The 20,022-nt window shown below is 59.7% G+C and carries 17 protein-coding genes and 5 pseudogenes; 2 read left to right on the top strand and 20 right to left on the bottom strand.

Annotated elements, in window-relative coordinates; genetic code table 11:
• Positions 1-456: 456 nt before the first annotated feature.
• The 13 genes from AC56QP_RS12975 to AC56QP_RS12915 all read right to left on the bottom strand — a co-directional run bounded on the left by AC56QP_RS12975 (position 457) and on the right by AC56QP_RS12915 (position 13,935).
• On the bottom strand, positions 457-1,065 hold the full coding sequence (locus AC56QP_RS12975; RefSeq protein WP_497100521.1) for a DUF3363 domain-containing protein: 609 nt from the start codon (positions 1,063-1,065) through the stop codon (positions 457-459).
• Positions 1,066-1,090: 25 nt separating this feature from the next.
• Positions 1,091-1,189 (bottom strand): hypothetical protein, encoded by a 99-nt coding sequence (locus AC56QP_RS12970; protein WP_475461188.1) that lies wholly within the window; start codon positions 1,187-1,189, stop codon positions 1,091-1,093.
• A gap of 396 nt (positions 1,190-1,585) precedes the next feature.
• Positions 1,586-2,539, bottom strand: a complete 954-nt coding sequence (locus AC56QP_RS12965) for a hypothetical protein (protein WP_497100522.1) — start codon at positions 2,537-2,539, stop codon at positions 1,586-1,588.
• Between the two features lie 592 nt (positions 2,540-3,131).
• Positions 3,132-4,574 (bottom strand): methylmalonyl-CoA mutase subunit beta, encoded by a 1,443-nt coding sequence (locus AC56QP_RS12960; protein ID WP_497100523.1) that lies wholly within the window; start codon positions 4,572-4,574, stop codon positions 3,132-3,134.
• 435 nt (positions 4,575-5,009) lie between these two features.
• Positions 5,010-6,950 (bottom strand): sulfate adenylyltransferase subunit CysN, encoded by a 1,941-nt coding sequence (gene cysN / locus AC56QP_RS12955; protein ID WP_497100524.1) that lies wholly within the window; start codon positions 6,948-6,950, stop codon positions 5,010-5,012.
• 2 nt (positions 6,951-6,952) lie between these two features.
• The gene (gene cysD, locus AC56QP_RS12950) at positions 6,953-7,858 is read right to left on the bottom strand and encodes a sulfate adenylyltransferase subunit CysD (RefSeq protein WP_497100525.1); all 906 of its coding nucleotides are present in this window, start codon (positions 7,856-7,858) and stop codon (positions 6,953-6,955) included.
• A gap of 195 nt (positions 7,859-8,053) precedes the next feature.
• Positions 8,054-8,287: a DUF2061 domain-containing protein gene (locus AC56QP_RS12945; protein ID WP_183455225.1), complete on the bottom strand. Its 234-nt coding sequence runs from the start codon at positions 8,285-8,287 to the stop codon at positions 8,054-8,056.
• 223 nt (positions 8,288-8,510) lie between these two features.
• Positions 8,511-9,257: a sulfotransferase gene (locus tag AC56QP_RS12940; protein ID WP_497100526.1), complete on the bottom strand. Its 747-nt coding sequence runs from the start codon at positions 9,255-9,257 to the stop codon at positions 8,511-8,513.
• 288 nt (positions 9,258-9,545) lie between these two features.
• On the bottom strand, positions 9,546-10,334 hold the full coding sequence (locus tag AC56QP_RS12935; protein ID WP_497100527.1) for an ABC transporter permease: 789 nt from the start codon (positions 10,332-10,334) through the stop codon (positions 9,546-9,548).
• A 3-nt stretch (positions 10,335-10,337) separates the two neighbouring features.
• Positions 10,338-11,252 (bottom strand): nodulation factor ABC transporter ATP-binding protein NodI, encoded by a 915-nt coding sequence (nodI, locus tag AC56QP_RS12930; protein ID WP_183455228.1) that lies wholly within the window; start codon positions 11,250-11,252, stop codon positions 10,338-10,340.
• 231 nt (positions 11,253-11,483) lie between these two features.
• The gene (gene nodC, locus AC56QP_RS12925; protein WP_497100528.1) at positions 11,484-12,836 is read right to left on the bottom strand and encodes a chitooligosaccharide synthase NodC; all 1,353 of its coding nucleotides are present in this window, start codon (positions 12,834-12,836) and stop codon (positions 11,484-11,486) included.
• Between the two features lie 14 nt (positions 12,837-12,850).
• Positions 12,851-13,507, bottom strand: coding sequence for a chitooligosaccharide deacetylase NodB (gene nodB / locus AC56QP_RS12920; protein ID WP_497100529.1), 657 nt, complete (start codon positions 13,505-13,507; stop codon positions 12,851-12,853).
• Entirely contained in the window at positions 13,504-13,935 is a 432-nt protein-coding gene (locus tag AC56QP_RS12915) for a hypothetical protein (RefSeq protein WP_497100530.1), read from the bottom strand. Before AC56QP_RS12915 ends, nodB begins: the two co-directional genes overlap by 4 nt.
• A 130-nt stretch (positions 13,936-14,065) precedes the next feature.
• On the opposite strand from AC56QP_RS12915, the pseudogene AC56QP_RS12910 reads away from it, so the two are divergent.
• A pseudogene (locus AC56QP_RS12910) lies at positions 14,066-14,256 on the top strand (IS630 family transposase); the annotation flags it as partial.
• Positions 14,257-14,478: 222 nt separating this feature from the next.
• On the opposite strand, the gene AC56QP_RS12905 reads toward AC56QP_RS12910, so the two are convergent.
• The 6 genes and pseudogenes from AC56QP_RS12905 to AC56QP_RS12880 form a co-directional block, all read right to left on the bottom strand.
• Positions 14,479-15,303 (bottom strand): IS5 family transposase, encoded by an 825-nt coding sequence (locus AC56QP_RS12905; RefSeq protein WP_497100531.1) that lies wholly within the window; start codon positions 15,301-15,303, stop codon positions 14,479-14,481.
• A 347-nt stretch (positions 15,304-15,650) separates the two neighbouring features.
• Positions 15,651-16,387 (bottom strand): annotated as a pseudogene (gene fabG, locus AC56QP_RS12900) (3-oxoacyl-[acyl-carrier-protein] reductase).
• A gap of 277 nt (positions 16,388-16,664) precedes the next feature.
• Positions 16,665-17,873 (bottom strand): annotated as a pseudogene (locus AC56QP_RS12895) (beta-ketoacyl-[acyl-carrier-protein] synthase family protein).
• Entirely contained in the window at positions 17,874-18,155 is a 282-nt protein-coding gene (locus tag AC56QP_RS12890; RefSeq protein WP_497100532.1) for an acyl carrier protein, read from the bottom strand. It abuts the pseudogene before it with no gap.
• A 110-nt stretch (positions 18,156-18,265) separates the two neighbouring features.
• Positions 18,266-18,385 (bottom strand): annotated as a pseudogene (locus AC56QP_RS12885) (polysaccharide deacetylase family protein); the annotation flags it as partial.
• Positions 18,386-18,427: 42 nt separating this feature from the next.
• Entirely contained in the window at positions 18,428-19,018 is a 591-nt protein-coding gene (locus tag AC56QP_RS12880; protein WP_497100533.1) for a NodA family N-acyltransferase, read from the bottom strand.
• A gap of 324 nt (positions 19,019-19,342) precedes the next feature.
• On the opposite strand from AC56QP_RS12880, the pseudogene AC56QP_RS12875 reads away from it, so the two are divergent.
• Positions 19,343-19,562, top strand: a pseudogene (locus AC56QP_RS12875) (LysR family transcriptional regulator); the annotation flags it as partial.
• 206 nt (positions 19,563-19,768) lie between these two features.
• Here AC56QP_RS12875 and AC56QP_RS12870 read toward each other — a convergent pair.
• Entirely contained in the window at positions 19,769-19,939 is a 171-nt protein-coding gene (locus AC56QP_RS12870) for a transposase (protein WP_497104025.1), read from the bottom strand.
• Positions 19,940-20,022 lie beyond the last annotated feature (83 nt).

The raw sequence follows: 20,022 nt of genomic DNA, 5'->3' as shown, positions 1-20,022 counted from the left end.
GGGAATTCGGTACGACTGGTAAAATCGATTATTGGGATAACTGTCATCCACCCAGTGGATGGGGCTAGGACGCGTTTGGGCGACGTCCTCGATCATCCGGCGGCGAGACAGCTAATCTCGGCGATACGGGCCTCCTGAACGATCCGGGACGCGAGCGCCTCACGCAGATTGCGCAGATTGGCCCTCAATGTCTAATGATCGAAGACGCGCCCCAGCAACGCCAGATCGGAGGGATTGAAGACGCCGGTTGCTCAGCATTTCGACGAAATCGGCATGACACCCCCCTTCGCTGCAGGCTCCGTCGAGCACAATCGATAGTTGGCGCTATTGCAACAGGCTGGACACTACGGCAGCAAACGTCCCGCGACCAAAAACAAGTGCTCAAGAGAAAAACCCGCCGCGCTTCGCGGCGCGACGGGTCGATCGGGCGTTGCATGAAGCATCGCTGCTGCGTCGTCATGTAAAGCTGGGCCCACCCCTTTGCCGACCGATGTTCCAGGAGATACCCTCGCGCTGAACCACGCCAGAAACCTCCTTGCCGATGTGCCGCTGGAGCACCGGCCGCCATGGCACCAGCGTGAGCTCGCGCGACCTCTCGATCGCGGCATATTTGCCGCAGGCGAGCTCAACCGATCGGCGCAGCGTACCCTCTATTCGATCTCCTGCCCGGGCTTCGGCATACGAGGGCCCAAGTTCCTGCGAAAGCTGACCGACAACACGGTTCAGCTTACGCTGACGCAGGATCGAAATCATGTTGGCTCGATAAACTATCCGGTCCTGCTCTTCACTCGCGAGACCCTGCACGAGCAGCCACTGCCGCCTGCGTGCCTGCGCGGCCCGCACATCACGGCCGAAACCCGAGCCATGCAAAGCCTCCGGTCTGTCAGACACCAGCTCGCGGTCAATCCAGGTGGCGCCGTCGAAACCAATCTGTTGCTCAAGCGACAATGAGGAGAGCTTCTCGACCGTCACAGGTTCTTCCCTGGCACGCTGACGCTCGTAGACGACGACGCGTTTGCGATGGTCCGGCCCGATGACCCAGGTGCCGTCAGGCTCGCGCTTCACTCCACCGGTGGCGTGGCGGATCGCTTCAAGGCGCCGGACGTTGCGTTTCGGCGAAAGGTTCGGTGACCGACGGATCATGCTTCAGGTGGATGTCGATGTTGTAGCGCCCGTTATGGGCGGCCACGATGTCCGCGATCGTACGGTCAACCTGCCTTGGCTCGGTGTTCCTCGGAGTGACACGAAAGCGGCTCCGCTGGATAACCGAAGGGTTGTTATGGCCAGGAATCAAAGCCCGAAGGGCCGAGACCGCCGTGAGCAGAGCGAATGAAGCGGGCTCGGTTCACGAGAGCCCGCGCGCGTCATGAGGCGCGCGGGCGCCCGCCAACGTCAATAGGACGGGTTTGCGATAGTGGGGCTTGGGGGCTTGATCCTGTGCTCGAAATCTTCCCCCAGCATGCGCAATATTTCATGTGGATCGAAAACCGATCGTTTCGGCGAGGTCGAGGATCCGTTCCACATCGACGCGCCGACTATCCCCCTTGGATGGCCGCGAAGGATGCTTCTGGTCAACTCTTGAAGATTACAGCAGCGGTGGACGGTCTGGCGAAAGTCCCATTTTCGAGAAGAACACGTTCCATACGTCAACCTCGCCCAGTTGTTCAGGAACATGGTTCTCCTGATGGATACTGCAGCGCTCCGGGACTGGCCCTGTGAACTTCGACCTATCATAGGCATTCCCGATGGCGCGGAAATAGGCCACATGGAACCTTGAGTGTCCCAATTTTTTCTCAAGTAGAGTGACCATCTCCTGGAGATCGTCTACGCCAAACGTCTTTCCCATCTGCTGATCCCCCGGAGCATCCGTCGCCGAGACATAACGCACAAACAACGTTTTTCGTGTCCGAGCAATGTCGAGCATCTTATTGTATTTGTAAATCAGCTTCTCTCGGCAAGACCGTAACGCTTCCGGCGTGAATATCACTGCGTTGGACGTGGTCCGATCGAATTCATGGTGGTAAACTACCCCGTAATTCTCGCAAAAAGCTGACGTCCCATTGAAGCAGGCTGATACACGAAGCCCAAATCGCGCTCCATCATCTGCCAATATTTCCTCGATGGAGGCTATAGGTGTCACAATCCAATCAAAACAGCTGCTCGGTCGCCGTTTGAAATAGCGTCTGATTTGCGTCGCAGGAGTGCAGTCAGATCCAAGGCTAAAAATAGCTTCGTAAGGCATTGCCCGGTCCTTAGGTGGTACCAGATGGGAGTGAAAGAGCGATGCTTTCCAGCATTTCGAAAGATAGGGCAAATCGATTGTATTGATGCGGACCATCAGCGCTGCGGATATGGAACCACGCAGCATCAAACTGTCCAAGCCGGTCATCATCGCGCGGCTTAGGATCTTTGTCCGCGATAAGCTGTTACCGGTGGGTTCGTTCCTCGCCGAATGGAGGCAGCGGTAAGCGAACGCACTCTCATCGGCGGCGGCTCGCTGGCCGTGCGGCGAAACGAAATCGTCGAAAATGGAGATCATTCAATGTCGGAAGCAGATACAAGCTGCAGTCGTGGGGCAGCGTGTCTGGCGATACCCGGTGGCAACCGTGTCCTTGATCGCCTGCTTGAACATCGACAGTGATCACTATCGGCCGTGACGGCGACCGGCTGGCGAGGCACTGGCCATCGGGCGGCTGCCGCCGTGGATGTCATTTTGTCACCGGAGGGCAGCAAGATGGTACTTCAGACGCCGCGTAGGCGCGATGGCGTCGACGCATAGCCGCAACGGGCGGAGCACGGAGGCGCCGGAAACGGCGATCTGCAAACTCTGGCAATCCTGTCGCATCAGCACGTGCTGCATCCCTGCTCGCGTCAGCAGGACGTCGTTGGCGCATGCGTCGCCTCCGTGCGGGATGTGTTCCCGCCATCGAAGGGCAAAGCCGTCATTGATGCAGCCTGTAGACCTTTACAGCTTGCTAGCGAACGACGCGGCCAAGATTCGCCTGACCGGAGCCTGCGTCGTGGAGACTGACAGCATCAATGCTGACAACCTTCCGGAGTCGTGCGCTGGCCTTTGACCTCGACGGAGGTGCGGCGTGGCGGCACCCAGCCGATCTGGCTGAAACCCGGGATCAAGAGGCGGCTCCGATCGATTGGTCGATACGGACCGGAAACAGCGGCTCGCAGACGGCAACGCCTTCGGTAAAGGCGGGCCGCCGTTCCGCTGCCAGTGTCTCGACCGGGCGTTCGCTTTTCAACGGGTAGAGCGTGGTGCCGATGATGGTCCGCTCGCCAGCCTGGTAGGCCGCGTTGCGCCGCGCCGCCGCGGCGTGAACGCGCTTCTGGATATGTCCGTCCTGAAGGCTGGACAAGACGCCGCCCTCGGCCTCGATTGTCTGCAATTCCGCCCAGGCCATCTCGCACAGTTCCGCGGTCAGCGCTTCGACCCCGCCGGAACCATAGGCAGGATCGGCGACATGATCGATATGGCTTTCATTGGCCATGATCAGCTGCGCGTTGCGGGCAACGCGACGGGCAAAACCCGCCGGCAAGCCATGCGCGATCGTGTGCGGCAGGATGGAGATCGAATCGGCGCCGCCGGATGCTGCGGCAAAGCAGGCAATCGTGGTGCGCAGGATGTTGGTTTCCGGATCCATGGCCGTCATCATGCGAAACGACGTCTCGGCATGGATATTGGCCGTGGAATTGGGGATCGAGCAGGCCTCCTGCACCCGTGCCCAGAGCCTGCGCAGCGCCCGCACCTTGGCCGCCGACAGGAACTGGTCCTGGTCGACGCTGAGCGCATAGCCGATATGGGGTGCGGCATAGACAAGCGGCTGCCGCGCCGTCTCGAACATTCTGAGATAGGAGACCGCCGAAGCCAGCATGATGCCGAGCTCTTGCGCTTCCGTGGCGCCGGCATTGTGGAACACGCGTCCGTCTGCCTCCAGCAGCACGCCCGGAACGCCCATCGAGAAGAAATGCGCCAGCGACTGCGGCATCGAGGCCCGCAACGCCTCGATCGACATGCGCAGCCGGCCGGTTCCGGCGAAGATCGCCGCCGGATCGATGCCGAAGGAGAGATTGAGTTTTGCCGGATCCGACCGGCGCTTGCTCAGGAACGCCACCAGCCAGTCGGCCACGGCGCGGCTCCAGGGATGGGCATCGATGCGGATCTGGATGCGGTTGAGCGGCACGCCGTCCAGCACCGTCTCCAGCGCCTGTGCCGTTCTAGGCAGGCCGTAGCCGAACGCGTTCGGTGCGCCTTCGAAGACAAGCGACAATCCCGTCGCACCTTGCGCTACGTCCTCCAGAGCCTGGGTTCTGGCGCGGTCGATATCCGGATCATCGATGCGCTGGCTGACGATCCAGGGCGATTTCGGGTTCGCGCGCACGGTCGGTTCGGCTGCGATGCTGCGGCCGTAGAGGGGTTCGATGCGGATGTTGTCGTCGGTGTGCGAGACCAGCTTTTCCTCGAAGGATGCGCCGGCCAACGCCTTTTCCGCCAGGGCCAGCCATCGCTGGCGCTCGGCATTCTCGGGTTCAACATCCCTGGTCAAGGCTCCAGCTCCCATCCTTCTTCCTCGTTTTTATCGTCCGCATCAGCCTGGAACACAGTCTACGGTTCCCGGTCCGATATCGTAATGCAATGCACTTGTTGGATCTGAATTCGACCTATCGGATTTATGTCAGCCTGTGGCACAAACCATGGCCGATTGCCACATACCGGCAAAATCGACGATGTCGGCAGCAACCCACGAGCTCCATCCATCTGGTCGGGAAGCGCATAGTTCAGGGCGATGCTGCGTGATCAGGTGGGTGGTCTCCGGCTGTTTCGTTGTTTTTGAGTTTGCAACCGACATCGAACTGTTGTGTGCGACCCCGGCTCAACAATCCCTGCGTGTGGGGGCGAGGCGTCCGCCTTCGTCTCATGGCTAAATCAAAGACAGCCGATGGCGCCACTCGCGGCCAGTGCCGACCCTTCGAACAGGGCAACGACTGCCTTGTCATCAGATGGATCCACCATTGTCGGCAGGAGGTGGTTGCGCAATGTCGCGCTCGATCAGCCAGAGTTCCAAGGCCTCTACCATCTCTTCGGCCGATTTGCCGAGTGTCTTGAGATGGATTTCCGGGTTCTCCGGCGCTTCGTAAGGGGAATCGACGCCGGTGAAATTCTTGATTTCGCCATTCAGCGCCCGCGCATACAGGCCCTTCGGGTCGCGCCTGGCGCATTCCTCGAAGGGCGTGTCGACAAACACCTCGACGAATTCGCCGTCGGCCATCAATTCCCTGGCCATGCGCCGCTCGGCGCTGAACGGTGAAATGAAGGAAACGATGACGATCAGTCCGGCATCGGCCATCAGCCGCGCCACCTCGGCGACGCGGCGGATGTTTTCGACGCGATCGGCGTCGGTGAAGCCGAGATCGCGATTGAGGCCGTGACGGACATTGTCGCCATCCAGGATGTAGGTATGGCGCCCGCCGGCGAAGAGCTTCTTTTCGAACAGATTGGCGATGGTCGACTTGCCCGAGCCGGACAGCCCGGTGAACCAGAACACTGCCGGCCGCTGATGCTTCATATCGGCGCGCACGCGCTTGCCGACATCGTGCGATTGCCAGTGGATGTTTTCGGCGCGGCGCAGCGAATGCAGGATCATGCCGGCGCCGACGGTGGCGTTGGTGATGCGGTCAATCAGGATGAAAGCGCCGGTCGTGCGGTTGTCGGCGAACGTATCGAAAGCGATGGGCGACCGCGTCGAGATGTTGCAGATGCCGACTTCGTTCATTTCCAGCGACTTGGCCGCCTCATGGGCGAAGTCGTTGACGTTGACCCGATACTTCAGGTCGGTGACGGTGGCGCTGGTCTGGTCGGTCTCTGTCCGCAGGATGTAGGAGCGGCCCGGCAGCAGCGCATGATCGTCGAACCAGACGATGTTGGCGGCGAACTGGTCGGCGACTTGCGGCCGTGCCGCCGGCGACACCAGCATGTTGCCTCTGGAAACCTCGACCTCGTCGTCGAGAACAAGGGTGATGGCCTGGCCGGCGACTGCTTGTTGCAGATCGCCGCCATGCGCGACGATGCGCCTGACATGAGAGGATTTGCCGGATTTGGCGACGACGACCTCGTCACCCTGTGCAACCTTGCCGGACGCGATGGTGCCGGCAAAGCCGCGGAAGTCGAGATTGGGGCGGTTGACATACTGCACCGGGAAACGGAACGGCAGTTCGGCGGCAGCTTCATCGACCGACACGTTTTCGAGATGCTCGATCAGCGTCGGGCCGGAATACCATTTCGTCTTGTCGGAGCGGCCGGTGACGTTGTCGCCGTAGCGGGCGGACATCGGGATCGGCATGACCGTCTGGAAGCCGAGTTCCTGCGAGAACTGCCTGTAGTCTTCGACGATCCGATCGAAGACGCCATGGTCGAAACCGACGAGGTCGATCTTGTTGACGGCGAGCACGATGTGGCGGATGCCGAGCAACGAGGCGATGATCGAATGACGCCTGGTCTGGCGCAGCACACCCTGGCGGGCGTCGATCAGCACGATGGCGAGATCGGCAGTCGAGGCGCCGGTCGCCATGTTGCGCGTGTACTGTTCGTGGCCGGGCGTGTCGGCAACGATGAACTTGCGCTTCGGCGTGGCGAAGAAGCGATAGGCGACGTCGATGGTGATGCCCTGCTCGCGCTCGGCCTCGAGGCCGTCGACCAGAAGCGCGAAGTCGATGTCGTCGCCAGTGGTGCCGTGCTTGCGCGAATCGCGCTCGAGCGCGGCGAGCTGGTCCTCGAAAATCTGCTTGGTGTCCGACAGCAGGCGGCCGATCAGTGTCGACTTGCCATCATCGACCGAACCGCAGGTCAGGAAACGCAGCAGCGATTTCTTCTCCTGCGCCGCCATGTATTCGCGGATGCTGTCGGTCGGGGCGAGGCTCTTGGCCAGGATGTGGCGCATGCTCAGAAATACCCTTCGCGCTTCTTCTTTTCCATCGAGCCGGCTTCATCGCGGTCGATCAGGCGACCCTGCCGCTCGGAGGTGCGCGCGGTCAGCATTTCGCCAACGATGGCTTCCAGTGTGTCGGCATCCGATTCGATGGCGCCGGTCAGCGGATAGCAGCCGAGCGTGCGGAACCGCACAAGGCGGTCCTCCACAGTCTCGCCGGGGCGCAGTTTCATGCGCTCGTCATCCCGCAGGATCAGCATGCCGTCGCGCTCGACGACGGGCCGCTCCTTGGCGAAATAGAGCGGCACGATCGGGATGTTTTCCTGCAGAATGTACTGCCAGATGTCGAGCTCGGTCCAGTTCGACAGCGGAAACACCCGGATCGATTCACCCGACGCGATGCGGGTGTTGAAGATCTTCCACATCTCCGGCCGCTGGTTCTTCGGATCCCAGGCGTGCTGGGCGTTGCGGAAGGAAAAGATGCGCTCCTTGGCGCGCGACTTCTCCTCGTCGCGCCGCGCCCCGCCAAAGGCTGCGTCAAAACCGTATTTGTCGAGCGCCTGGCGCAGCGCCACGGTCTTCATCACATGGGTGTGGGTGTTGGAACCGTGATCGAACGGATTGATGTTGTCGCGAACGCCATCTTCGTTGACATGAACGAGCAGATCGAAGCCGCGTTTCTGCGCCATCTGATCGCGAAAGGTGATCATTTCGCGGAACTTCCAGGTCGTGTCGACATGCAGGAAGGGGAAAGGCGGCTTGGCGGGATAGAACGCCTTCATTGCCAGATGCATCAGCACCGAGGAATCCTTGCCCACCGAATAAAGCATGACCGGCTTGGTGAAGGCGGCCGCAACCTCCCGGAAGATGTGGATGGACTCGGCCTCCAGACGTTGCAGGTGCGTCAAAGGAACATTCATGTCGGCACTTTCTAATCCAGCCTTTGACGGCGCTTAAAGCGCCGCCCCGGGCAGAACTGCCAGTCATCCCCGAAGCGGGCCCTTGCAAGCGCGAATGTGCGCCGGACGTTCGACGCTTGCTGAAACCATATGATCACAGCTTTCGTCATCGCGACGATCTGAGACATCCGAGAGATTGCCCCAATGGTGTGGTGTTCAATCAGCCGGCAATATCATGCGCCGGCCAAACGGAATGAACGACCATGCCCGTTCGTGGAGATAGTACAGCACGATTTTTGTAATAACTTCAGCACTGGCGATCGATCCCGCGGAAACGACGTTTCCAGTTATGAGCCAGCTGAGCGCGAACGTATCGACACTGCCTGTGATGCGCCAACTGACAGCCTTGGCTATGGATCTGCCGTGGGTCTCGGGAACAGGAATGAACATGCGCAATCGCTCCAGGGGGACGTCAAAACCGACCTGATTTGGTCAGCGTGGTTTGGTGGTGGGAACGTTCTTGATCCTGCCTGTCGATCAGGTCGGGAGGAAGTACGTTGGCGGTCATGCCCTTCTTGGCAAGTCTGCAACAAGAACGCCCTTAGTTGATGCCAATCGCAGCCAAGTGGCAGCCCCGTCGTGGAGCAAGCCCGCTACTGGCTGCGAAGGCCAGTCACACGGCAGCGACGTCAAAGAACCTCGCATAAGGTCCGTCTGCGAAGTGAAGCCGCAACTCGTCGAAGTTCTCTACCATTTCGTCGAGCGGTCGCGCTTCCTGGCGCTGAAGGATGGCGCGACCGGAAAGCTGAAGCCCCGGAACCCCCAAGAAATCCCAAATCGCTCCCAAACATGCGGCGGGTTCTTGGAGAAGGCTCTCATATTCGATTACCAGCACGTTGGACGGCGCGAAGGCGTGCGCAACTCGAGCGTAGAAAGCGTCGGCGGTTTTGAAGTACGCCTCGCAGTCGGCGATTGGCAATCTGACCCGTGGTGGCGGAGCCGCATCCTTGTCCGAACTGAACTTCAGCCATTGGCCGCTTTGCCGTGCCTGCACCAGCGACCTTAGGGATTCCAGTATGTTTCTCCGGACCACGAGGATGACCTTGAGTCCTGGCCAACGGGCCAGTTCCGCAAAAAAGCCCGGATGATCGTGAAACTGAGGTTCGTTGACCTTGCAGCCAACATGCGTCACCGTCTTGTCGCTCCAAGTGGGACAGCGCACGTAAGCAAGCTCTAGGAGCTCGCGATCGCCGAGCAGCAAGCGATCCGTATCGGGCCAGTTGGTGTCGTACTCGTTGAGCAACTCACCGTTACTCAATATGTTCGGATGCTCGTTTAGCAATACTTCCAGGTAGTGTGTCCCGGTCCTTGGCATAGCAAGGATGGCAAAAGGCTCAGGTGTCGGTGAAATGTGGGTCATGGTGTGTGTTCCAGCTGATGATAGTTTCGACGGTTCAGGGGCACCCAGGACAAGAATACTGGATGTGATCTCTAGACGCGGACGGATGCAATCCGCGCTCATGCAGCCGGATCGCGCCATGAGGTTCTGGTATCGCAGACCGGCGTGCAAGGCTGCGTCCAGTCGCGTGTGCGCCTCAGCTTGTGTGTTCTGCTGTCCCCAACTCACAGTCGCTGGGCCAAGCACGCTCGCGGCTGTAGCCGTTCGCGATGCTGACTCTCGTTCTCCTTCTTGTATTCGAAAGTAGCATCAACGCAGCAGGCGCCGGCGAAGCAGCACCATCGAGAGGAAGAACGGCACTACCGCGTATATGCAAAGCGCACCAATGTGCAGGGCGATGTCCCCAGCCGGGCGATCAAGCATGCCCGGACGAATTAGGTCGATCGAATGCGCCAGCGGTAAGATGCCCGCTATGTGTTGAAAGGTGCTTGGCAGTTGAGTGACCGGGAAGACAGCGCCGGACAGGAACAACATGGGTGTGAGGAAGAGCGTCTGGTAGAATATGAAGTAGTGGTAACTCGGCGCAAGCGCGATTACGATCATCGCCAAGCTCGCAAAGGCCAACCCAGTGAGAGCGATGACTGGTAGCACATAGAGGACGGACGACCATGCTGAGTAGCCCGCTATGACGGCCACCATCGCAATTGCCGTACCGGCCAGAAAGGCCTTTGTGGTTGCCCACACCAACTCACCGAGAACGATGTCGCCGAGGGTAAGTTGTGTGTGCAGGATCGCTTCCCAGGTCCGCTGTTCGTTCATGCGAGGGAAAGTCGCATAAATTGTTTCGAAGGTGGACGCGGTCATCGCACTTGTCGCGACCATGCCGGCTGCCAAAAAAGCAGGGTACGACGCGTCTTCAACGCGACCTACCATCATTCCGAGACCAGTGCCGAGTCCGAACAGGTAGATCATAGGATCGGCGAGGTTACCGAGAATCGACGCGAGCGCGACCTTCGTCCATGCCAGATAGTTGCGGCGCCATACCGCAATCCAGTTCCAAGCGTTGGCGGGTAGAGCCGCCGAAAAACCTTTACCCATCGTTCACTTCTCCATCTCGCGTCCGGTCAGCCGCAAGAAAACGTCCTCCAGACTGGGTGGACGCTCCAGAAGGCGCAGACCCGCGCGCCCGCGCAGTTGTACGCGAACCTGCTCCGGATCGGCCGTATAGCAAAAGAGCGTCTCGCCGCTCACCTCGACGCGCTGCACGTATGGCCTGATCAGCGAAACCAACTCCTGGGGATTCCCGCCGAAGATCTCGATCACCTGGCACCCGATGTGTTCCTCAATCAGGGCATGAGGGCTGCCTTCGGCGAGTTTGCGTCCATGCTCCAGAACGCACAGCCGATCGCATAAACGCTCGGCCTCTTCCATAAAATGGGTAGTCAAAATGATCGTCTTACCGCGCCCCAGCAGGAAACGCAGACGCTCCCAAATCAGGTGTCGCGCGTGCGGGTCGAGGCCGGTCGTCGGCTCGTCCATCACGAGTAGCTGGGGGTCGTTGATCAGCGCACGTGCCAGTGTCAAACGCCGTTTCATGCCGCCGGATAGTTCGCCGACACGTGCATCCGCCTTGCTCTCAAGACGGGCGAACTCGAGGAGCGACGGGATGACCTCTTTGATCTTGCGTGTGCTCATGCCGAAGTAGCGCCCGAACACCAACAGGTTCTCTCGTACGGTGAATTCCTGGTCAAGGTTGTCGAACTGCGGAACCACGCCGATGCTCTTGCGTGCCAAGCGACTCCGCGCACCCACCGGCTCTCCAAGAACCGTGATCTTGCCCGCATCAGGCACTGTCATGCCGAGGAGCATACGCGCAATCGTGCTCTTGCCCGCACCGTTCGGCCCCAGCAAGCCGAAGCACTCTCCCGACGCAACGGTGAACGACAGCCCGTTCACAACAAGCTTGTCGCCGAAGGACTTCTTCACGCCGGCAAGGTCGATTGCTACTTTGGACATGTGTCTATCTCAGTCTTAAGAGGCCGATCAGCCGGCCGGTAGCTTACTTGCGAATATTTCTTGGCAGAACCGGCCATCGCATTGTGACGGCCCCTTTGGATAGTCACAGCCGAAGCAAGCGTGTGTCGCTCTCACCGGAAGGATTAGCGTCGAGATGCAATCGATCGCCGTGCTGACAATTGATGGATGTTGCCCAAGCTCACAACGTGTCCATCCAGCCAACGCACTCGATCACTCAGCGCTGCAAACGCTGTCCGCGTTCACCAACTTTGAAGAATCGCGCGGAAGATCCGTTCTTCGAATTGCCTCAGCACTTCCCGAACTGCCTGTACCAACTCCGGTAATCGGGTTTGCGACGATGATCTGCTTTTTGTCGGCGTTGGGCAGGGTGGCAGTCTTGCGTGAAAGCCAATCACTATTGCTCAAGGTGCACAAAGCATAGGTTTTCAAGGGGAGTAACAGAAAGATGTTGATAAAAGTGTGCAGAGAAAAGCCGATAAATCGAGCTTGCCGAGCTCGACATGCTGTCACGGTGCACCGAATGATGGTCATTGCTGCAATAACCAGGATTGTCGGCCACGGCAGCGTGGCTGTCAGTGCAAATTGCGCAATCCCGGCTATTACCGACAGGGCAAGAAGTAGCGGTCCAAGATTCTGTCCGACGACGTCCAATGTAAGATAGCGATCGAGGCCGGGCAACAGGCGCAGCGCAAGCAGCGTGTCCCGGAAAGTGCTCCGTGCCCAGCGCAGTTGTTGGCGCAGATAAGGTCCTAACCTATCGGGAACCACCGTTACAGCAATAGCGTCCGGAACGTACTCGGTTCGAAAGCCTGCCTCCAGCATGAGGATCGTAAGATGGCGATCCTCACCGAAGTCGCTTGGCTTGCCCCGAAACATCTGCGTCTCGTACTGGTCTAGCAGCGAAAGCAGCGAAGATCGGCGGTACATAGCACATGGGCCGCAACAGCACATGACGGCACCGAAGCGGGCTTGCGCCGCCCTCTCCTCGTTGCAGGCCAGCCAGTACTCCATATCGATCAATCGGGTCAGCCAAGTGTCGCTCCGGTTGCTTGCCGTCAACTGGCCCATGGCAGCGCCGATTGCTGGATCCTGCATCTTCCGTGCAAGCTTCATGATGACGTCGGACGCAAGTGTCGTGTCCGAGTCGACGTTGAGCACCAAATCTCCAGATGAGCGACGTATCGCGGCGATCTGCGCTTTGCGCTTGCCGACATTCTCTGGGAGCAGAATGAAGTCGAATCGCGGGTCGCCGGCGTAATTGTCGTGAATGGGAATGACGGCGTCGCGATTTCCAGAACCGTCATCAACCACGTAGACACGTAGCTTTCCGGCGTATTCCTGGTTTGCAATGGAATCTAGGCACGCCGAGAGCGTAAGCGGGCCTTCGTTGTAGCAGGGGATGATGACATCCACGCTCGGCCAGAGGTCGGAGCCGACCAGGTCTTCCGACGCCGGTGCAACGGTTGGCGGCAGGGAATAAACCGCCTGCATGCCCTTATAAACAGTCGAGAGCAGTGCATAGCACGCGACGGCGACAGTACTGGTCGTGGTAAGCAGGTCCATGGGATCTCGTATGTTCAGTGATGTTGAGGGAGCGGGCGGATTACAAAACCGCGGTGATGCAGCGCTGGAATCAGGCGGGATAGCGCCGTGACAGTCTGGTCACGCAGACCGGCGTAAGTGGCCGATTTCAACTCCTCGGGCCACCCGTCGTGCAAGAGCACAATTGCGCCCGGCTCAACACCGGTGAGCACCTCATCGACAATCGCGTCGACGCCAGGGCGAGCCCAGTCTCGCGGGTCAACTGACCAATGGACGCATGCCAATCCAGCGCGCGCCGACGTAGTGAGCACGTCCTCGGTCCAGACCCCATACGGCGCGCGCATGCGCCGGACCGTGGCCTGGGGACACGCCATCCTGATGGCGTTGCTTGCCTCGACTATTTCACGTTCGACTTCGCCGGGTCCGCATCTGGACAGGTCTGGATGAGTCATCGTGTGATTGGCTACCTCGTGCCCTTCTGCAATCATTCGTCGGATGAGTTCCGGCTGGTCTGCTGCGTGGGCACCGATGACGAAGAACGTCGCCGGCACCCGATGTTGCGCCAACAAATCGAGGATCTGCGGTGTGCAAACTGGATTGGGCCCGTCGTCAAACGTCAAATAGACGCTGCGATCTTGAGTGCCGTCAGCGCAGTCACTGGGCACTTCGCACATGTAGTCCACATTTTTCATAGGTTTGGAACGCTCCGATCGATCAGGGTGCCGGGCGGCCACTCGCCCATCGAGCATCGAATTGGCGCAACATGGTTCGGCATCGCCTGCCGAACCGTGCCGGATGGAATGGAGAGGTTGTCGCGTCGTGTGGAAGCGATGGACCTTGCACGGGTCACCGAAGAACCAAGCCGCAATCGACATGCGACTTGATTGATGTTGGGCGTATGCCGGAAGGCGTACACCAGAAAATGCTCCTCGGAGCCGAAAGTGCTCCTCGGAGCTAACGCAAACATCGACAACGTTCCTTTAGGACTTCCTTGAATTCTCCCTATGCGACGTTCTGCAAAATCGGTAAAATCGTTTGTTTCGATCAGATGCATCCACGCTTTGGATAGCTGATGACATGCGTTTTCAAACGGCTCGATGTAAATCTCCTCGTGGTGCACGACGCGCGCTCGCCGGGCGCGGCCTCACTGCCGCGGCAAGCCGAAGCATCGGATGACACGAGCCCTTTCGAACAATCTTCGTGACTAGCCCGCCAGCTTGCGGCGCGCTTTGGCGTCGCATTGTGTGGTCCAGCGCTATCGAGCTACGGGTAGCGCTCGGCCTGGGGTGGCCATCGCCACAGCGTTCTGGAGCATCGGGCGTTCATCATCATCGAGCGGATCGAGCAGACCTCGAATCTGACGCTGCATCGGCAGAAGCTGGCCGCACGCGGTATCTTAGTGTCCCGTAATGCGGTTTGGCAGTTTCTCAGGCGCGAGGGGTGGAGATGGGCCAGCTCATCCACAAAACCACATCCACCGAATGCGCAAACTACCTCGCACACGCTCGTGGGCATGCTTCTATCAAAATGCTCTAAGCCAACCGGCCATGTCGTCGCGCGGCTGCACAATTCTTTCCACGATGAAATATTGCCATGAACAGCCGCGAACTTATTCTAATACCGCGTGCGGAAGCACTCGCCCCCTAAGAGTCGGTTTGGAAAATCACGGATGGGCGTTTCTGCGTAGCATGATGCCGCCCATGGCGACGAGGATCATGGCCTGCGAGTCATCGATGCGCTGCTCGTAATCGCGCACGAGGCGTCGCCACCGGATCATCCATCCGAACGTCCGTTCGACGACCCAGCGACGCGGTAGAACCTTGAAGCCTTTCTGGTCGTCGGAGCGGCGGATGATCTCGACGATGAAGTCGAGATAGCAGGCCTTATCCATCAGCTTGAGCCGGTCATAGGCCCCGTCGGCGAAGAGATGCTTGACCCACGGCCAGCGTTTGCGGATGCCGTCGAGTATCGCCTGCGCACCCGCGCTGTCGGAGATGTCAGCGGTGGTCAGGTTGACCATCAGGAGCCGTCCGTCCGTATCGACCGCAATATGGCGCTTGCGCCCGACGATCTTCTTACCCGCGTCGTAGCCTCGTGCTTTTGCATGGGGTGCCTTGATCGACTGACTATCAATCACACCAGCGCAGGGTGAAGGTTCGCGACCCTGCCGCTCGCGGTCGAGCATCAGTTCCACGTCGTGGATCGTCTGAAACAGGAAGCGCCGTGCCAACTCGCGGAACCAGCTATAGACCGTCTGCCACGGCCCAAAATGAATGGGCAACATCCGCCACCCACAGCCTGAGCGCACCAGATAGCGCACCGCGTTGATTACCTCCCGAAAATCCACCTCGCGGGGACGCCCACGCCGACCAGGAACCGGCATCAGTGGCGCGATCCGCTCCCATTCCTCATCTGTCAGATCACACGGATAACGCTTCGTCTTACGCGCGATCTTGGCAACACGGCCACGGCTCTGTTCGGTCCACATCCACGCTCTGAATCAGACTTCATGCGCAAACGAAACCCCTCAAATCCGATTTTCCAAACAGCCTCTAAGTTCGTTAGAGTGGAGACCTCTCGCGTGATGCCTACCCGCACTGTGGCCCATCTCCCGCGTAATCTCGGCCGCCACTACCTGTGGCTCTTGGCCATCGGGGCGGCCGACGGCCAAGGGTGATAACGCCGCGCTGCTGGGCTATCTGAAATCACGCATATTGCTGCCCCTTCGGTGATGCTGGATGAATCCCAGATCTTCGTGGCAGATAGCTGGTTGCGCGGGTCGCGGACCGTGACGCAAGGGCGTTTTGGAACAGGTAAGCTCCGGTCAGCCCGTGCTCAGATCATAGCCATGCCGCCATTCACATGGATGGTCTGGCCGGTGACGTAAGCGGCTTCGTTGGAAGCGAGATAGGCGACGGCAGACGCCACTTCGGCGCTGGTGCCCATGCGCCGGGTCGGGATCGCCGCCATGATCGCCTCCTTCTGCTTGTCGTTGAGCTTGTCGGTCATCGCCGATTCGATGAAGCCCGGGGCGACGCAGTTGACGGTGATGTTGCGGGCGGCGATCTCCTGCGCCAGCGATTTGGAAAGCCGATCATGCCGGCCTTGGAGGCGCAGTAGTTGGTCTGGCCGGGATTGCCGGTGACGCCGACCACGGACGTGATGTTGATGATGCGGCCGTGCCGGCGGCGCATCATCGGATGCGTGAGTTCGCGGGTCAGACGGAAAACGGCGGTCAGGTTGACCTCGAGCACCGAATCCCAGTCGGCATCCGCCATGCGCACGAACAGCCCGTCCTTGGTGATGCCGGCGTTGTTGACGAGAATGTCGACGCCTTCGAGGTCGGCCTCGACCTTCTGGCCGAGCGCCTTGACCTCGTCGCGATTGGAAAGGTTCGCCGGGAACAGCCTGACCCGGTCGCCAAGCTCGGTTGCCAGCGCTTCCAGTTTCTCGACGCGGGTGCCATGCAGGCCAACGATCGCGCCTTGCGCATGCAGCATCCTGGCGATCGCCTCGCCGATGCCCCCGGATGCGCCGGTGACGAGGGCCTTGCGGCCAGTCAGTTCCAACATTTATTATGCTCTTTTCAAATGCTGCAGCATCGCCGCGCCAGAAGTCTCGGTTCGTGGCAGCTTCCTCGCCGCGAACTCGCGCAGCGCAGAGGTCTCGGCCACGATAATTCCAGGCGCCGGATGACCGACGTGATCACCTAAATCTGCTGCTTCACTGGGCTACTGCAAATACTTGCACTCCAACCCTTCAGCCCACCTGAGCAAGGAGGCCGCTACGGACCGATCGGGAATTCCGCAAACATCGGGATACGGAAGGTGACCTTGCCGGCATGTCGTCCTACACCTGCCTGAATGCCAGAACTGCGTTCATGCCGGCCATGGCGAAGGCGTTGCTCAGTGCCACGCGGACCTTGCGCTCGCGCGCGACGTTGGGCGTGACATCGAGATCGCAATCGGGGTCGGGCTCGCGATAATTGGCGGTCGGCGGCACGACACCCTCTTGGATTGCCATCACGCAGGCGATCATTTCAAGCGCGCTCGCGGCGCCGAGGCAATGCCGCGTGCATGGACTTGGTGGAAGAGATGGACATCGAGTTGGCGTGGCCACCGAAGACTCGCTTGATCGCCTCCGTCTCCATCCGATCATTGGCCTTGGTGCCGGTGCCGTGCGCATTGATGTAGTCGACATCCTGGGCATTCAGCCCGGCATCGGCAAGGCAGGCGCGCATCGCCGCCTCCGGCCCCTCGACAGCCGGCGCGACGAGGTTGAAGGCATCAGCGGAAAGGCCGATGCCGGCGATCTCGGCAATAATCGTTGCGCCGCGAACAGTGGCATGTTCATAGCTTTCCAGCACGGCCATCCCCGCACCCTCGCCCAGCACCAAGCCCCTCCTGTCGGAGGAGAAGGGCCTGCAGGTATCTGGCGCAAGCACGCGCATTGCTTCCCACGCTTTCACCACACAAAATACGAATGGCGCGTCGCTGCCTCCGGCAAGCATCACGTCGGCCCGGCCGCACCTGATCTGGTCTACGGCTGAGGCAATCGCATGGTTGGCAGAGGCGCAGGCGGAGGTGACGCCGAAGACCGGCCCGCGCAGGCCGAGGCTCATGCTGACCTAGCCGGCAGCGGCACTCGGCATCGCCTTGGGTACGTCCATGACGCCAGCACGGCGCGCGCCGTTCAAAAGGAGAGCGCGGTAGCTTGCCTCGATCGCTTCCCAGCCGCTGCCGCCGACGCCCACTGTCGAACCGAAGCGATAGGCATTCGTTCATCGCAGGGAAGTCCGGCCTGTCGCATGGCTTCCCGCGCTGCAAGCACGGCAAGCAGGCTGAAGCGGTCCATGGTGACGAGCTGCCTGCGGTCGATGTCGTGCTCAGGGAGCGTCATGATCTCGGCACCGATCGTGCCGGTCAACCCGTGGAGCTCTGAATTGACAATCGGGCCGATTGCTGAGCGACCTTCGCGCATCTCTTTCCAGATGGAGGGGGCATTGGTGCCCAGCCCGCACAGCCCGCCTATTCCGGTGATGACGACCCGCCTGTCCATTCAAGCTGCCTCAGCAAGCAAGCCGCGGATGGCTTTCACGATGTCGCCAACATTCTGGAGATCCGACCACGCCTCCGATGTGTTCATTTCGATCTTAATGCCATAGGCTTGCTCGAGGTCCCAGAGCACGTCCGCCAGTCCCAGCGAATCGATGCCGAGCGCGGTCACTTCCGTCTCCGTCGTTATTTCGCCGACTATGGGTCGAAACGCTCCCGCAAAGTTCTCAGATTCGACGCGTTTCTTGATTATGGCAATGATTTCCGTTGCGAGTTGATCAGCCATTCTGTCTGTTCCTTTCGATTTCAGCTGGTTTGACGTGGACGCGGCTCAACTCCTGCGGGCCGCGTTGCGAAAATAGCCACCGACAAAGCTCATGCTCATAAGGGCGGGCTGAGTTCCGGCCGATCTGCGGCGTAGGCTCCGATGACGAAGAAGGTCGCCGGCACCCGATGTGGCGCCAGCACATGACGGATCTGCGGTATGCAATGTGGGTTGGGCAAGTCCTCAAAGGTCGGCGTCAGCGCATCACCCGGCACTCACATGTGTAGTCCTGCTTACAATTCTGGACCGTTTCGGTCGATCAGGGTGCCGGACGGCCACTCGTCCATCGAGCGTCCAATTGGCGCAACGAAGACGATCACGTCCTCGACGCGGGTAGGCGGCAGGTCGGGATGTATATTTGCGAGGGTGGACCGTACCTCAACCCCCGACACAATGCTCGCCAGACCGCCGCGGCAGAACCTCTCAACGTGGTTCCGCATTGCCTGCCGAACCGTTCCGAACACAAATGGAACCCCCATCCGCTGCAGCAATGGGTACACAACGCTCAGTGAAAAGCTGATTCCGAGTCCCTCAAGATCCGGACGGACCCCGTATAAGCCAATTTCGGCCACCAGTAGATCGACCTCGCCAACTTTGATGAAGCGGCGCAGTATGCCAATATGAGCCGCTATGCCGTGCGCGTCGTAACCGATTGCGCGGAATTCCGGCCTCGCACCGGCCCAGCTACGGCCGCCTTCGAATGGCTTTGCGTTGAAGGCCCCATGCCGTCCATAAGTCTTTAGAAAGAAATCGGAGAGTTCGACATGGTCGGCCAGTTGCAACTCATTTTCCCAGCACAACTTCCACCGTACGTCAGAGCCCATGGAAATACCTCATCTTGATTGCTGTTTTTGAGATAAGCGCCTACGCATGGAGAGCTTGTCGCGTCGAGCTGACGCGATGGACCTTGCGCGGATCACCGAAGAACCAAGCCGCAACCGACATGCGAGTTGATTGATGTTTCGGCGTATGCCGGAAGGCGTACACCAGAAGATGCTCCTCGGAGCCGAGAATGCTCCGAGGAGCTAACGCAAACATCGACGATTTTCCTTTAGGGCTTCTTTGAATTCTCCCTATGCGACGTCCTCCAGAATCGGTAAAATCGTTTGTTTCGATTAACGGCATCCACGCTATGGATAGCTAAAGGCATGCGTTTCAAAGGGATTGACCTAAATCTCCTCGTTGTGCTCGACGCGCTGCTGGTGGAGCGCAGCCTCTCGGCGGCGGCCCGCCCCATCAACCTCATGAGTGCGGCCGTCGCCCCCGCTGCGCGATTTTTTCGGCGATGAACTGTTTACGACGAGCGGCCGCGAACGTTTTGTGACCCCGCGTGCGGCAGCACTTGCCCCCGCGGTTCGCGACGATCTCTGCACATCCAGTGCTCGATTATGGCTGTCCACCACAAGCAGCTGTCCGGCAGCTTACGTTCGAGAGATACATGTCGATGAGGCACGTCTCGGTCAGGTTCGGGCGTATTCTGAAGCCCTCCATCGAGGAATGGTTCTTGCTTGAACACCCCCGTCGCGACCCATCGCCGGTATCGGCGGAAGACGCTGTTCCACTTGCCATATTCATCAGGCATCAGGCAGATGAGGCCATTGCGCCCCGGTTCGGGCCATCCACATCCTGCCTTCGAAATAGCGCCGATTATCCTGCGCCGGACGGCACCCTCGACCCCGCTCAGCTGGCAGCAGCGGCCCGATCCGTGCCCATTCCTCGTCCGATACCCCAATCCGCTCGCCCAACGCTGCCTCCAAAAGACAGCCTTGAATCAGCGACCGAGTCTAGCGTCAAGCTTTGTCCACGAAGCCTAGCACTACTTTGGCAT

Source organism: Mesorhizobium sp. RCAM 05104, assembly GCF_059683645.1.
Note: the sequence above shows the minus strand (reverse complement) of the source record. Positions and strands in the feature narration are given on the sequence as shown.